This window comes from Corynebacterium sp. NML140438 (assembly GCF_001875725.1).
Lineage (GTDB): Bacteria > Actinomycetota > Actinomycetes > Mycobacteriales > Mycobacteriaceae > Corynebacterium.
In genome coordinates, this window is sequence record NZ_MLCQ01000017.1 from 57,574 (window position 1) to 71,634 (window position 14,061).

Below are 14,061 nucleotides of genomic sequence, written 5' to 3' on the forward strand. Positions count from 1 at the left end.
TCCATCATGCGGTACCATCTGGACGATTACGAGGTCCAGTTTTGCAGCAATATTTTATACCAGTTGGTGTTTATGTTCTTCCCCGTCTCGCGCAGCGCATCGCTTTCACTACCTGCACAAATCGCAGCCCAAGTCCGTACCGCCGTTGCCGAAGGAACGCTGCGCCCCGGGGATACCATCGCTTCTACACGCGAGCTTGCTGCCCAACTCGGGGTCTCCAGAGGAACTGTGGTGAGCGCGTTTGACCAGCTCATCAGTGAGGGATATTTACAGACGGCGCAGGGCGCCCCGACAAGGATCCATCCCGAACTGCGTGTGCCTCACCAGAACCAACAGTCATCGCAACGGTCGAACGCCTCGGTAGTGGCATCCGGATTGCTTTCGCTGGCGCCTACCTCGGGTATCGACGGCATGATTCGGCCAGCGGCGTGGCACCGAGCATGGCGCGAAGCCTCATACGACCTCCCAAAACAGGCGGATCCACAAGGCGAACCAAAACTGCGGACAGCTATCGCGGAACACCTCCGAGTTGCCCGTGGACTTCACGTTTTTCCTGAAGAGGTCATCGTAACCGGAGGAACTCGAGAGGGCCTTCTACTCACATTGATGTCTATCGGAAGCAATGTTCGAGTTGGGATTGAGACATCAGAGGCTAGCGGGTTGCGCTCCGTGATTCCTCTCGCTGGTCATACAACGGTGCCCTGCCTGTGTGACGCCCAAGGCGTGCTCGTTTCGCAGCTCCCCGATGATATCGACGCGCTCCTCGTCACTCCAGCCCACGTGCCCCCCTTTGGCGGAGTCATGACAGTGCGTCGACGCATAGAGCTGCTCGAATGGGCGTCGGCGACGAACACGTTGCTTATCGAAGACGACTTCAACACAGAGCTGCGTTACCGCACTGCTCCCCAGCCGACACTCAGTGCCCTTCCGAGTACTGGTCATGTGCTCACACTCGGTACATTCACAACGCTGCTTCATAAGCAGCTTTCCGCGGGATACATTGTCACCACTCCCGACACGTTCAGCGAGGTGCAAGCGATCCGGCGCGTGCTTGGCATGCCGGTATCGACGGTCACCCAACACGCAATCGCCCATCTCCTTACTGACGGCACTGTCAGGAAAAGCACCAAGGCATTCCACGCGCGGCTCACGAAGAGGCGTCGACAATTGGCCCCGTTCATTGCACGTCTCAACGAGGTCCCCGGCGCGCGCAACGCGTCTATGAGCAACGCGAACAGCGCCGACATTTTTGTCGAGTTTGACCACGAGCACCACCTATTGCGTTTCAGGGAGGAGCTCAGGGGCGCGGGCTGTGAGTGTGCAATCAGTGGCCCTGCCAAGACTGGTGAGAGGCAATTCGCCCTATTGAGCTTCTCGACACTCAGCGATCAAGATTTCAATACCGCAACGCGGGCACTCGCCACGATACTAGGACTCTGACCTCGCAACGACCTCTACAGACACCACGCGTGCGCCGTGACGCCCCGCTAAACGCGACCACGTGTCCGGATCGGCAGTATTTGGGAGGTCCTCGTTCTCCTGCTGTTCGGCCCGAACAGCCGCACGCAGGTGTGCTGCAGACACCCCGGAATCCGACACACCCGATATCGCGTCCTTAATCGCGAGCTTCTTCGCTCGACTGACTATGTTCGCGATCATCGCACCAGATACAAAGTCGGAGTAGTACAACGTCTCCTCAGAGCCATCAATCAGCCGCAGGCGAACAAATGGCCGCGGCGCGAACAACTCCTCAACGGCAAGCTGAGCGAGCTCATCAATCGGTGCGGCATGCGGTACGTCGGGCCGCAGGTAGCGATTGAAAATATCGAGAGCCTCCGCCTTGGTTGGTCGGGAAATACGTACCTTGATGTCAAGGCGACCAGGCCGCAAGATGGCCGGGTCGATGAGCTCTTCCCTATTGGTTGCGCCGATGACGATGACGTTCGAAATATCTTCTACGCCGTCAATCTCCGTGAGCAGCTGCGGTACAACTGTGGTTTCCATGTCGGAGGACACACCAGATCCGCGGGTGCGGAAGATCGATTCCATCTCATCGAAGAAGATGATCACAGGGCGTCCTTCAGAAGCCAGCTCCCGGGCTCGCTCGAAAATCAATCGGATACGGCGCTCCGTTTCGCCCACGAATTTGTTCAGCAGCTCCGGGCCTTTCACATTGATGAAGTGCGCCGAAGCGCCATGGCCCAGGCGGTGCGCCAACGAATTCGCGACCGCCTTCGCGATCAATGTTTTGCCACACCCAGGCGGGCCGTATAGCAGTAGGCCCTTCGGCGGTTTCAAGTCATATTGCTGGTAAAGATGCGGGTGCGCGAATGGAAGCTCAACCGCGTCGTGGATGAGCTCAATTTGTTCTTGGAGTCCGCCGATGTCCTCATACGTCACATCGGGGACTTCTTCGAGCGAAAGCTGATTTACTTCGGTCTTTGCGATCCGCTCGAACGCAAACTGAGCGCGCACATCTGTAAGTAGGGTGTCCCCGGCGCGGCTTTCCCGCTGCAGCTCATCCGTGAGGCGCACCACGTGCTCGGTGCCCTGGATGTCCTGGACGATGGCGCGGTCCGCGTCGAGCTTTTCAACGAGCGTGGTTAATTGGCCAACCGCTGGATACTGGCAGACCTCGAGGACGACGCTGCCGTCCCCAAGCCTGACGAGCGACCCTGGTTTTACTCGGTCGACCGCGATCGTTGGTGCGACTTTGACACGCATGTGCCGTCCGCTCGTAAAGACTTCAGCATCGAAACCGTTTCCAGTGGCCTCGAGAAACAGGCCGTATGTCGAAGCTGGGTCGCCTAGAGATTCGACCTGTTCGTAGAGTTCTTGAAGCTTGTCCCGACTTGTTTTGAGCATGTCCGCTAGCTGCGCGTTGCGCGCGCGGAGCTGTTGGTTCTCGCGGGTGAGTACTTGGGCTTCGGGCAAGCGTTCAGTCATACAAGGAATCTTAGCGACGTGCGCGCCGCTGCGGGCGAGGTGGCGTCACGCCGTCTGCGAGTCGGCGTGTCCACACGAGAAACGCGGTGTGCGCGTTCATACGGTGTTCCGGTCGCGTTGCTAGGCCTTCGACCTTCCACTCACGCAGCAATGTCTCCCACGCGCGAGGCTCAGTGAAGCACTTGGCTTCCCGGATGCCTTCCATAATGTTCATCAGCTGCGGGACGGTTGCCACATACGTCATGAAAACGCCGCCGGGGATCAACACATTCTTCACAGTGTCGATGAAGTGCCACGGCTCAACCATGTCCAAAATCACGCGGTCAACAGGTCCACCAAGGTCTTCTTGGGTGACTTCGCCGAAGTCGCCCAGATGCGGGGTCCACCAATCTGGGCGTCCGTTGAAGTAGTCCTCGACGTTATCCTTAGCGAACTGCAGGTGGTCATCGCGGATCTCGTAAGAAAAGACATGACCTTCGGGGCCAACAGCGCGTAAGAGCGACATGGTGAGGGCACCAGAACCTGCACCGGCTTCAAGCACACGTGCGCCCATGAAGATGTCGCCTTCAACCAGAATCTGCGCGGCATCTTTCGGATAAATAACTGCTGCGCCACGTGGCATCGATAGCACGTGGTCGACCAAGAGGTGCCTGAAGCACAGATAATCTGCCCCGAGCGTGGACTTCACCACCGACCCTTCGTGAGCGCCGATGATGTCGTCGTGACTGACAATGCCCTTGTGCGAGTGGAACTGACCACCCTCGACGAGCTGGATAGTAAAATGACGACGTTTTGCGTCCGTGAGCTGAACTTTATCGCCTACGCGGAATGGGCCTGAGTACATGACGTTCAGTATGCCTTACGCACTTGCTTGAGTATAAAAAGCGTGGAGGGCCTCGACGAACCACTTTATGTCCTCCACCCCGCACATCTCACGGGCCGAGTGCATCGACAACAGCGGAACTCCAACGTCAACGGTAGGGATGCCGAGACGTGTCGCAGCGATTGGGCCGATCGTCGACCCACAAGGTACATCGTTGTTTCCGACGAACACCTGGTTCGGAACACCTGACGTCGTGCAAGCACGGATCCACATGGCTTCTGTTTCTGCATCTGAGGCATAACGCTGATTGGCGTTCACCTTGAGGACTGGCCCAGCATTGAGCAACGGTCGGTGTGACGGGTCATGCTTCGTCGAATAGTTCGGGTGCACCGCATGGGCCGCGTCCGCCGAAACCATCGAAGATCGGGCGCATAAGCTGAGGAAGTCCTCGACCCCGAGTCCCGACGCGATCCGTCGAAGGAAACGCTCGAGAAGAGGGCCAGCTGCACCAGTCGGTGAGTTTGAGCCAACCTCTTCGTGGTTGAACGCGACGAGAACCAATACATCGGAATGCGTTGCCGCACGCTTGGCTTCAATCAGTGCTTCTTGGCTTGCCCACACGCTCGAAAGGTTGTCTAGCCTGCCTGCCATCAGCATGTCACCGATGACTGCACCTTCTTGCGTGTCGACCGAGATCAGTTCGTGTCCAACTACCTGCTCACCGTCAAGCCCAATCTGCTCAGCGATGATGTCTAGCAGCGCGCGATCCACCCCCAGCACCGGCTGTGTGTGTTGCTGGCGCTCAACAGGAGGAGTGTCTGCCCTGTAAAGGTGGATCGCAAGATTCGGCACCCGAGCTACAGGGCCGGTATTTACCAAGTGGGTCTTCCCGCTCGAATCCACCACACGCCCCGCAAACGCAAGGTCCCTGTCGAACCAACTCTGCAGAATCGGGCCCCCGTAGACCTCAACCGCAACTTGGCGAGCCCCCTCTCCCACCACGTCGGGATTCGGCTTCACCATGAGCCCCGGGGAATCTGTATGGGACCCAAGGATCCGGAACCTGCTGGAAGTCGGGTCAAAGTGTTCAGGAACCCACCACGCAACAACTGCTCCGCCTTCAACTGCTACGTGTCCTCCCGGGGCGGCTGGTGATGTAGCGGAGCTGGCGTCGTCAAGGAATCCATCCCCGACGAGTGCTGCGCGGACAGCTTCTGCTGCGTGAAAGGCACTCGGGCTCTCATTCAGGAATCGAAGAAACGAATCGATCAATGTAGTCATAGATGTGAGTCTAGCTCGAGAAAACCACTAGGATAGAACGACTATGAACGCCAAACCATTAGCCCTGTCCCCCTCACGCGCCTCCGACTATCAACAATGCCCGCTGCTCTATAGACTCCGGGCAATCGACAAGATTGAGGAGCCAAAGACCGAAGCTCAAGTTAAAGGCACCCTCGTGCACGCGGTATTAGAAGAACTCTTCGCGAAGCAACGAGACCAACGGACCTACCCGGCGGCAGTCAAACTCATCGTGCCAGCGTGGCGGAAGATGTGTGAGCAAGACCCAAATGTTGCCGAGCCGATCAAAGACGAACAGTTACTCTTTGTCGACGCCCGTACGCTCCTCCGAGGGTATTTTCAAATGGAAAATCCACTCGGCTTTGATGCCCATGAACAAGAAATGTATGTGAATACTGTCTTGCCCAACGGTGTGCCAGTACGCGGCTTCATCGACCGTGTCGACATCGCCCCAACCGGTGAAATCAGAGTCGTTGACTACAAGACCGGAAAGAAGCCGCTGCCCAGGTATTCACATGACGCAAAATTCCAGATGCGCTTCTATGCGTTGGTGTACTGGAGGCTTTTCAATGAAATACCCGCGCAGTTGCGTTTGATGTACCTGAAGGTGGCCGATTCGCTTTTCCTGACCCCCTCAAGTGAAGAACTCGAATACTTTGAGCGAGATCTCGGCGACCTGTGGGCCAAAATCACCAGAGACGGAGAAACCGGGCAGTTCAGACCAAAACGGTCAAGGCTCTGCGACTGGTGCTCGTTCCAGGACTACTGCCCCGAGTTCGGCGGAACTCCGCCACTCTACCCGGGGTGGCCCGGCTCCGCCGCAGATACTCAATAGACGCCACGGCGGACCTCATTCGCCTCTGGAGCTAGAACAGTCCCTTGATGGTTCCGCTGGAATCAACATCGATGTTGTCGGCTGCCGGCTTCTTCGGCAGGCCAGGCATGGTCATCACAGCTCCGGTGAGCGCGAGGACAAACCCAGCACCCGTGCGCGGGATGAGCTGACGCACGTGCAGCGTGTGACCCTCAGGAGCGCCAAGCCGTGTTGGGTCGTCGCTGAATGAATACTGCGTCTTCGAAATACAGACAGGCAGAGCGTCAGCTCCGCTCGCGCGCAGGCTCTCAAGGTCTTTACGCGCCGCGTCCGAGTACTGTACGTCAGCAGCGCGGTAGACTTCGCGAGCGATCGTCTCAATCGAGCGCTCGACACCGTCTTCCGGGTTATACAAGGAAGCGGACGCGGCATCAACCAGGTTGTCCAGCACTGTCTGCGCGAGTTTCTCAGCACCCTTGCCGCCGTGCGCCCACACCTCTGCTTCTTCAAGCGCAACGCCGAAGTCCTGCGCCCACTTCGCCATCCACTCTCGCTCGTGATCTGTGTCGGAGGTGAAAAGGTTCAGCGCAACAACAGGGCGGACCCCGAATTTGCGTAGGTTTTCGACGTGGCGCTCAAGGTTCACGATGCCCTTGTCCAACGCATCCAGGTTTTCAGCCTTGAGATCCGAGCGATCAACGCCGCCGTTGTACTTAATGGAACGGATAGTAGCTACGACGACTGCTCCCGCCACATCGAGGTGGCCATAGTGCGCCTTGATGTCGAAGAACTTTTCCGCACCGAGATCCGCCCCGAAACCCGCCTCGGTGAAGACATAGTCAGCACATTGCTGCGCCGTCTTCGTAGCGATCAGCGTATTGCAGCCGTGAGCGATGTTCGCAAACGGACCACCATGAATGAAAGCTGGCGTCCCACCCATCGTCTGCACAAGGTTCGGTTTGAGCGCGTCTTTCAACAGCGCTGTCATAGCACCAGCTGCATTCAGCTGCCCCGCTGTCACCGGTTCACGATCGTAGGTGAACCCGACAGTGATGTTGGAGAGCCGCTCATGCAAATCCTCGAGATCATGCGCGAGGCCAAGGATAGCCATAATTTCCGAGGCAGCCGTGATCGTAAAACCAGTTTCCGTCGGCACACCATGCGCAGGCCCACCGAGACCAGTGACAACATTACGAAGGGAACGATCATTCACATCGAGGCAGCGCTGCCACGTAATACGGCGTGGATCGATGTTCAACTCATTTCCTTGGTGGATGTGGTTGTCAATCATCGCAGCCAATGTATTGTTCGCACTCGTGATGGCGTGAAAGTCTCCGGTGAAATGGAGGTTAATGTTCTCCATCGGAACCACTTGGGAATAACCGCCACCAGCGGCGCCGCCCTTCAATCCCATCACAGGGCCGAGAGAAGGTTCCCGCAAAGCAACAATGGCGTTCTTGCCGAGGTTTGTGAAAGCATCAGTCAAGCCAATCAGTGTGGTGGACTTCCCCTCCCCCGCGGGAGTTGGGGAAACACCAGTGACGAGGATGATCTTTCCCTGCTTGTCTTGGTTTACAAGTGCGGGATCAACTTTTGCCATGTACTTCCCGTAAGGAATGAGTGCATCTTCGGGAATACCGGCTTTCAAAGCAATAGTGGAGATCGGCTCAAGTGTATGCGCTTGAGCGATCTCCACATCAGTTAAAACTTCGGACTTGGGGCTGTCAGTGTGTTGTGTAGACATGCCCCTAGTTTAGCCCTAAATCAGCACCGCCCCAATGAGGTAGCCGAGGACTACCGAAGTAGCGATGCATACGATGCCCGGAACGATGAATGGGTGGTCGAAGACATACTTGCCGATTCGCGTCGAGCCTGTATCGTCCATCTCCACAGCCGCAAGCAGGGTTGGGTAGGTAGGCAGCACGAACAGCGCAGAAACTGCAGGGAACGCAGCAACAGCAGTCAGCGGGCTGACACCAATTGCAAGGGCCGCAGGGATAAGGGCCTTCGCGGTAGCAGCCTGCGAGTAGAGCAGCGATGCTGCGAAGAACAGAACGACTGCAAGCAGCCATGGCTGTGCGGTCAGGACGTCACCAGCAATGTTCTGAATGTCCTCAATGTAGTGGTTGATGAAGGTCGTACCAAGCCAAGCAACGCCAAGCACGCAAACAGAAGCAGACATACCGGAACGGAACACCTGGGTGTTGAGGACCTCGGCAGCACGCGACTTTGTGATCAGCAGAATTGCCGCGGCAGCGGAAAGCATGATCGCCATAATCGCTTCGTTACGTGGGACGGTCGGGTTCTCAATTAAACCGATCTGGTCGGAAATGATGGTCGCGTAGAGCATGACAATGACAATCGCGACGAGGAAAATCCACACGGAGGCCTTCGCGCCATCCTTCGGCTTGTAGCTGTCCGATGTCGTGCTCGACTTTGCTACGAGACCATCGGCGAGACGACGCTGGTACACTTCGTCGTCCACGAGGTCTTTGCCAAGCTTGTTCGAAACCCATGCAGTCGGGAAAATGGCGAGGAAGGTTGCCGGGATCATCACACCAAGCAGCTGAAGGTAGCCGACGCCCAAAGGCTCAAGCACGGAAGCCATAAAAACTACTGCTGCAGAAATCGGGGACGCAACGATTGCCATCTGTGACGCAATAACTGCGACAGAAAGTGGGCGCGACGGGCGAACTTCGCCCTCCTTTGCAACCTCGACGATAACCGGCAGAGTGGAGAACGCGGTGTGGCCCGTACCAGCAAGTACGGTCATCAGCCACGTAACGATAGGCGCGTACACTGTGACGCGCTTTGGATTGCGGCGCAGGAACTTCTCAGCAAGGTAGACAAGGTAGTCCATGCCTCCCGCCAGCTGCATTGCAGAAATCGCAGCAATCACACACATGATAATGCCGATGACATCGAAAGGGATGTCATCGGCAGTAACAGACATGCCAGTGACGCCGAGAAGCAAAACGCCAAAACCACCGGCAAAGCCGATAGCAATGGATCCCATCCGGGCGCCGAGAATAATGGCGCCGAACAGGATGATGAGTTGTATCACAAGTAACACAGGAACTCCCCTGACTCGGTCGAATTAGTATTCGTATTCTATTATCGCACTTAAAGGCGATAACTACCGAATCACGGGAGTGTGAGATTTACTACTTTTGGTTGACTAGTCCTCGTCGAAGAACTCGCCGCGGTACTCGGGGTGCATCAGGTTGTCCTTGCCGAGGACGACCTTGAGCTCCTCCTCAGTAATGAGCCCACGCTCGAGCACCAGGTCGCGAACGCTCTTGCCCGTAGCAGCAGCCTCCTTACCGATGACGTCACCGTTGTGGTGCCCGATCACTGGGTTGAGGTAGGTGATGATGCCGATGGAGTTGTTGACGTATCCTTCACACACGTCCTTATTCGCGGTGATGCCAACGATGCACTTCTCACGCAGTGTGCGGGTTGCGTTGGTGAGGAGGCGGATCGAGTTGAACAGTGCCTCAGCAACAACAGGCTCCATCACGTTGAGCTGGAGCTGACCAGCCTCGGATCCGGTCAGGACGGCGACGTCGTTGCCGAAGACCTTGAAGCAAACCTGGTTGACAACCTCTGGGATGACTGGGTTGACCTTCGCCGGCATGATCGAGGAACCGGCCTGCATCTCTGGCAGGTTGATCTCGTTCAGGCCAGCGCGTGGGCCGGAGGATAGCAGTCGCAGGTCGTTACAAACCTTGGAAATCTTCATCGCTGCGCGCTTCAGTGCGGAGTGCATCCACACATAGTCGCCAGTGTCGGACGTCGCCTCGATCAGGTTTGGTGCGCCCTTGATATCAAGCTTTGTGACTTCTGCGAGCGCCTCAACAATCTTCTGGCGGTAGCCGTCAGGGGTGTTCAGCTCGGTACCGATTGCGGTTGCGCCAAGGTTAACGGTCAGCAGCGCTTCGGCTGCGGACTTGATAACATCAAGCTCCTCACCAATCAGTGAACCAAAGCCGGCGAACTCCTGACCGAGCGTCATAGGGACTGCATCCTGCAGCTGGGTGCGACCCATCTTGATGATGTCGTCGAACTCTTCACCCTTGGCGTCGAGTGCCTTGGTGAGCTCCTCAAGCTCGGTGAGCAGGCCTTGCACTGCGTAGTACAGGCCAAGACGCAGGCCAGTTGGATATGCGTCATTAGTGGATTGGGACATGTTGACGTCATCGTTCGGGTTGATGATGTCGTACTTGCCCTTTTCTTCCCCCAGAATCTCGAGCGCGAGGTTAGCAACGACCTCGTTGGTGTTCATGTTCAGGGACGTGCCAGCACCACCCTGGAACTGGTCGATTGGGAACTGATCCATGCAGCGGCCGTTGACGAGAATCTCGTCGCAAGCCTTGACGATCGCGTCTGCCTTCTTCTTTGGCAGGACGCGGAGACGGTGGTTTGCCAGGGCCGTGGCTTTCTTTACCTCAACCATGCCCCGGATGAACTCTGGCAGGTCATTGATGGTCTGTCCAGAGATCGGGAAGTTGTGAACGGCACGCAGGGTGTGGATGCCGTAGTAGACGTCGGAAGGCACTTCAAGTGTGCCAAGCAGATCTTCTTCAATGCGATTACTCATGGTTTTGATTGTACGCAAATTCCGAACAATACAACTTTTGAACCACCAGAGTTACCCCAGTAATGGGGATAGGCACGAGCTATTGGTGTTTAATTGCAAATCTATAGACGGGCAATACGTAGCTGAGTCGCCAGAATCGCCTCTGCGCCTATCTCGGAAAGCGCATCCATCACAGCATTTGCTTGCGTGCGTGGAACCATTGCACGCACGGCTACCCAGTTTTCTCGCGAGAGCGGAGAGACGGTCGGTCCGGTCATGCCAGGGGTCAGCTCGCTCGCTTTATCGAGGTTGTCGCGGCACACGTTGTAATCAAGCATCAGGAAGTTTTCCGCATTCAAAATGCCGCGGATGCGTTGCAATACGACCTCATGATCGTTCGTCAGTGTTGCGCCTTTTCGCTTGATGACGACGGCTTCACTGGCGAGAATCGGCTCCCCGAACGGGGCTAGCCCATGTTGCTTCAACGTAGTCCCCGTGGAAACGACGTCTGCAATGACGTCGGCGACGCCAAGTTTGATGGAGATTTCGACGGCCCCATCGAGCTCGATGACTTCCTTTGGTGTGATGTCCAACTCATTGAGATAGTCCACGACCAGATGCGGATACGAAGTAGCGATCCGCTTCCCCTCTAGACCAGACACCGTCCACGTTTCAGACTGCGGTGCAGCAAATCGGAACGTGGATGCACCGAAGCCTAATGGCAGTACCTCTTCCACTTCAGCGTGGGAGTTGAGTGCCAAGTCCCGTCCTGTGATGCCAAGATCGAGGTGACCTTGAGCTACATAAATCGCGATGTCGTTCGGGCGGAGAAAGAAGAACTCAATGGCGTTTTCCTCGTCTAGGATGTTCAGCGCCTTCGATGCACCTCTCCCCTTGTACCCGGCCTCTTTGAGGATTTGTAGAGCCTTTTCAGACAGTGAGCCTTTGTTGGGAACCGCAAATTTAATCATCGGCGTAGTCCTTAGAGGTATTTGTAAATGTCATCGGGGGTGAGCCCACGCTGCAGCATCATTACCTGGGTCCAGTACATTAACTGGCTCATCTCTTCCGCGAGCTCTTCGTCGGACTGATACTCAGCCGCGATCCACACTTCACCAGCTTCTTCGATGATTTTCTTACCAATGAAGTGGGCGCCTTTCTCCAGTGCTTGTACCGTGCTTGAGTCAGGGCGCTGAGAATTCGCGGTTTCGGTGAGCTGAGCAAAAAGTTGATCGAAGTCTTTCACGCACAACACCTTAGCGGAAAAGCCGATGGTGCGAGCGTGTTTTAAGCCAACGCGTACCACGCTGCAACATCATGTAATGATGCTTCCTGCAAATCAGAAAACGTAATCTTCGTGGCTGGACGTGGAACCGTGTCTGCCAGTCCTAGTACCTGGGTACCTGCGCGTATTGCAGCTCGCATGCCGGCTTGAGAGTCCTCGATGGCGATACAGTGCCACGGCTCTGCGCTTACTAAACGCGCTGCTTCTAAGTACATATCGGGGGCAGGCTTAGGATTCGCAACCTCGTCTCCCGTTACGGTGGCCTGAAAGTAGTCTCCGCCGATGAAATCAATGCAGGTTTGAGCGAGCACACGTTCTGTATTTGTCGCAACCGCCATTGGGATACCGGCGCTCTTTAGCATCTCAAGCATGTGAGGGATTCCGGGGTTGAGCTCAAAGCCTTGCGAAAGAAGCTGCTGCATTCTGTCCTGCATCCACTGCTTCAGTCTCTCGGTGTCCCCTGGTTGCAGAACGTATCCCGTCCAGTTGCTAATAATTTGGAGGGCGGCTGGAAAACTAACGCCTTCCGCTTTTCGACGCTCCCCAGGAGACAGCCGCTTGCCCAAAAGCTCTGAGAGCTCAAACGTTGCTTGTTCCCAAAGTGGCTCCGTATTGATAAGCGTGCCATCCATATCCCAAAGGACTGCCTGAGGCGTGCGAATCCTATTCACGATCAAACAACTCCTGCACGGTAGTTGGATCAGCGCCGAGTTGTGCAGCAACCTTTGCAAATAGCCCTTCAATGTCCGCCATTTCTTCCGGTTCGAGCACAGCGTACTGATACTTTGCGTTGAACTCTTTTAGGTTTCTGTCGAGACCGGTGAAGAGGTCTTCGATGGTGGCGTCGTCAATTGGCTGAGCGACGAGCGATGCCGTGTCAAGGAAAATCTCAAGGATTTCCTGGAGCTCAGGTAACACTGAAGAATCGAAAGGGGCTTCCCAGAGCGCAAGGTCCTGCTCTTGCAGATACTCGCCAGTCGCAAAGATTCTTAGGTCGTCGATGAATTCGTCGACGTCCGGTTGGAATAGAGTACGGAGATTATGCATCGTAGTTGGCCACCTTTACCCCCAAGAGGCCTTCGATTGCTTGTCGAAGCATCCCGTTGTAGTCGCCAGTAGCGGCGTCGATAATGCGAAGTGCAGCTGGCGTGTCGAGGTCATTGGCAAGTGCCTGTCGCAAATCCTGGATCGTCTTTTCTACCTGTAACGGCTCCTCAGCCCGGCTGAGCATCTTGCTCCATTCTCCTAGTCGACGTTCAGCCTCTGCAAGCGTTTCGTAGGAAAAATCTCGGTCTTGACGGTAATGGCCAGCAAATACGGCAAGGCGGATCGCAGAAGCGGGATGGCCTTGCTCTGTCAGCTTGTGAACAAAGACCAGATTGCCGAGTGACTTTGACATCTTTACTCCGTCAAGCGCGATCATGCCAGTATGCACGTAGTGGTGCGCCATCCGAGACACACCTGAAGCTGCCTCAGCATGCGCAGCGGAAAACTCGTGGTGCGGGAACGCAAGGTCAGACCCGCCTCCTTGGATAGCAAACGGTACTCCAAGCCGATTAGCCGCAATGGCAGAGCACTCCACATGCCAACCTGGACGTCCCGGGCCGAACGGTGAGTCCCATGCTGGCTCCCCTTCGCGGTGCCCGCGCCACAACAGTGCGTCGAGCGGGTCGTGTTTCCCCTCGCGATTGGGATCTCCTCCGCGTTCAGCGAAGAAGTGCTCCATCTGCTTACGAGTCATGTTTGATTCGTAGCCGAACTGCTTCGTCGCTGTGATGTCAGCGTAAATATCGCCATGGTCAAGCTTGTAAGCTGCGCCGACTTCCAGGAGACGCTGCACCGTATCGATCACTTCGTCCACCGTCTCTATGGCCCCGACGTAATCCTGTGGAGGGATAACCGACAGTACCTCCATGTCGCTGCGGAAGAGGTTAATTTGCTCCGTTCCAAGCTCGCGCCAGTCCACGCCGTCCCGCTCCGCACGCTCAAACAGCGGATCATCGACATCAGTGATGTTTTGTACGTAGTGAACATCGTGGCCATTGGCAAGCAACTGACGGTAAATCAGATCAAAGGAAAGGTAGGTAGCCGCGTGACCAAGATGGGTGGAGTCGTACGGCGTAATGCCGCAGACATACATCCCCACCTTTCCAGAGCGATTCGGCGTAGTGTCAACGGGCTTTACCGCCCCGTCTGCGGTGTCGAACAAAGACAACGGCACGGGGCTACCAGAGACGGCAGGAACAACAGGTTGTGGCCAAGAATGCATAGTGACCACCATACCGCGGTATCGCTGTTATACATCGTTGCTGGTG

The 14,061-nt window shown here is 56.2% G+C and carries 13 protein-coding genes; 2 read left to right on the top strand and 11 right to left on the bottom strand.

Going from position 1 to position 14,061, the window contains the following annotated elements; translation table 11 throughout:
- Positions 1-6: 6 nt before the first annotated feature.
- Positions 7-1,440, top strand: a complete 1,434-nt coding sequence (locus BJP08_RS03270) for a PLP-dependent aminotransferase family protein (protein ID WP_177221705.1) — start codon at positions 7-9, stop codon at positions 1,438-1,440.
- On the opposite strand, the gene arc is transcribed toward BJP08_RS03270, so the two are convergent.
- The 3 genes from arc to BJP08_RS03285 are packed head-to-tail and all read right to left on the bottom strand — an operon-like array spanning position 1,429 to position 5,050.
- Complete coding sequence (gene arc, locus BJP08_RS03275; protein WP_071568245.1) at positions 1,429-2,946, bottom strand: proteasome ATPase; 1,518 nt, start codon at positions 2,944-2,946, stop codon at positions 1,429-1,431. The two genes, BJP08_RS03270 and arc, sit on opposite strands and share 12 nt — an antisense overlap.
- 10 nt (positions 2,947-2,956) lie before the next feature.
- Complete coding sequence (locus BJP08_RS03280) at positions 2,957-3,790, bottom strand: tRNA (adenine-N1)-methyltransferase (RefSeq protein WP_071568246.1); 834 nt, start codon at positions 3,788-3,790, stop codon at positions 2,957-2,959.
- Positions 3,791-3,805: 15 nt separating this feature from the next.
- The gene (locus tag BJP08_RS03285) at positions 3,806-5,050 is read right to left on the bottom strand and encodes a M18 family aminopeptidase (protein WP_071568247.1); all 1,245 of its coding nucleotides are present in this window, start codon (positions 5,048-5,050) and stop codon (positions 3,806-3,808) included.
- A gap of 43 nt (positions 5,051-5,093) precedes the next feature.
- On the opposite strand from BJP08_RS03285, the gene BJP08_RS03290 reads away from it, so the two are divergent.
- Entirely contained in the window at positions 5,094-5,903 is an 810-nt protein-coding gene (locus tag BJP08_RS03290) for a RecB family exonuclease (RefSeq protein ID WP_071568248.1), read from the top strand.
- 31 nt (positions 5,904-5,934) lie between these two features.
- On the opposite strand, the gene BJP08_RS03295 is transcribed toward BJP08_RS03290, so the two are convergent.
- The 8 genes from BJP08_RS03295 to mshC all read right to left on the bottom strand — a co-directional run bounded on the left by BJP08_RS03295 (position 5,935) and on the right by mshC (position 14,015).
- Positions 5,935-7,626 (bottom strand): formate--tetrahydrofolate ligase, encoded by a 1,692-nt coding sequence (locus tag BJP08_RS03295; RefSeq protein ID WP_071568249.1) that lies wholly within the window; start codon positions 7,624-7,626, stop codon positions 5,935-5,937.
- A 15-nt stretch (positions 7,627-7,641) separates the two neighbouring features.
- Positions 7,642-8,955 (bottom strand): anaerobic C4-dicarboxylate transporter, encoded by a 1,314-nt coding sequence (locus BJP08_RS03300; RefSeq protein WP_071568250.1) that lies wholly within the window; start codon positions 8,953-8,955, stop codon positions 7,642-7,644.
- A gap of 105 nt (positions 8,956-9,060) precedes the next feature.
- Positions 9,061-10,482, bottom strand: coding sequence for an aspartate ammonia-lyase (gene aspA, locus BJP08_RS03305; RefSeq protein ID WP_071568251.1), 1,422 nt, complete (start codon positions 10,480-10,482; stop codon positions 9,061-9,063).
- Between the two features lie 101 nt (positions 10,483-10,583).
- Entirely contained in the window at positions 10,584-11,432 is an 849-nt protein-coding gene (hisG, locus tag BJP08_RS03310; protein WP_071568252.1) for an ATP phosphoribosyltransferase, read from the bottom strand.
- Positions 11,433-11,443: 11 nt separating this feature from the next.
- Complete coding sequence (locus tag BJP08_RS03315) at positions 11,444-11,707, bottom strand: phosphoribosyl-ATP diphosphatase (protein ID WP_071568253.1); 264 nt, start codon at positions 11,705-11,707, stop codon at positions 11,444-11,446.
- Positions 11,708-11,748: 41 nt separating this feature from the next.
- Positions 11,749-12,417 carry an HAD family phosphatase gene (locus BJP08_RS03320; protein WP_143110002.1) on the bottom strand — a complete coding sequence of 223 codons (669 nt, stop codon included), beginning with the start codon at positions 12,415-12,417 and terminating at the stop codon, positions 11,749-11,751.
- The gene (locus BJP08_RS03325; RefSeq protein ID WP_071568254.1) at positions 12,410-12,793 is read right to left on the bottom strand and encodes a hypothetical protein; all 384 of its coding nucleotides are present in this window, start codon (positions 12,791-12,793) and stop codon (positions 12,410-12,412) included. The genes BJP08_RS03320 and BJP08_RS03325 overlap by 8 nt, the downstream gene beginning before the upstream one ends.
- A complete protein-coding gene (gene mshC, locus BJP08_RS03330; RefSeq protein WP_071568255.1) occupies positions 12,786-14,015 on the bottom strand; it encodes a cysteine--1-D-myo-inosityl 2-amino-2-deoxy-alpha-D-glucopyranoside ligase in 1,230 nt (409 codons plus the stop codon). Before mshC ends, BJP08_RS03325 begins: the two co-directional genes overlap by 8 nt.
- Positions 14,016-14,061: the final 46 nt, after the last annotated feature.

What these genes read in the sequence shown, in the direction of transcription:
- BJP08_RS03270 (WP_177221705.1), top strand. Translation starts at nt 7, where the DNA reads ATGCGGTACCATCTGGACGATTACGAGGTCCAGTTTTGCAGCAATATT.
- arc (WP_071568245.1), bottom strand. Translation starts at nt 2,946, where the DNA reads ATGACTGAACGCTTGCCCGAAGCCCAAGTACTCACCCGCGAGAACCAA.
- BJP08_RS03280 (WP_071568246.1), bottom strand. Translation starts at nt 3,790, where the DNA reads ATGTACTCAGGCCCATTCCGCGTAGGCGATAAAGTTCAGCTCACGGAC.
- BJP08_RS03285 (WP_071568247.1), bottom strand. Translation starts at nt 5,050, where the DNA reads ATGACTACATTGATCGATTCGTTTCTTCGATTCCTGAATGAGAGCCCG.
- BJP08_RS03290 (WP_071568248.1), top strand. Translation starts at nt 5,094, where the DNA reads ATGAACGCCAAACCATTAGCCCTGTCCCCCTCACGCGCCTCCGACTAT.
- BJP08_RS03295 (WP_071568249.1), bottom strand. Translation starts at nt 7,626, where the DNA reads ATGTCTACACAACACACTGACAGCCCCAAGTCCGAAGTTTTAACTGAT.
- aspA (WP_071568251.1), bottom strand. Translation starts at nt 10,482, where the DNA reads ATGAGTAATCGCATTGAAGAAGATCTGCTTGGCACACTTGAAGTGCCT.
- hisG (WP_071568252.1), bottom strand. Translation starts at nt 11,432, where the DNA reads ATGATTAAATTTGCGGTTCCCAACAAAGGCTCACTGTCTGAAAAGGCT.
- BJP08_RS03325 (WP_071568254.1), bottom strand. Translation starts at nt 12,793, where the DNA reads ATGCATAATCTCCGTACTCTATTCCAACCGGACGTCGACGAATTCATC.
- mshC (WP_071568255.1), bottom strand. Translation starts at nt 14,015, where the DNA reads ATGCATTCTTGGCCACAACCTGTTGTTCCTGCCGTCTCTGGTAGCCCC.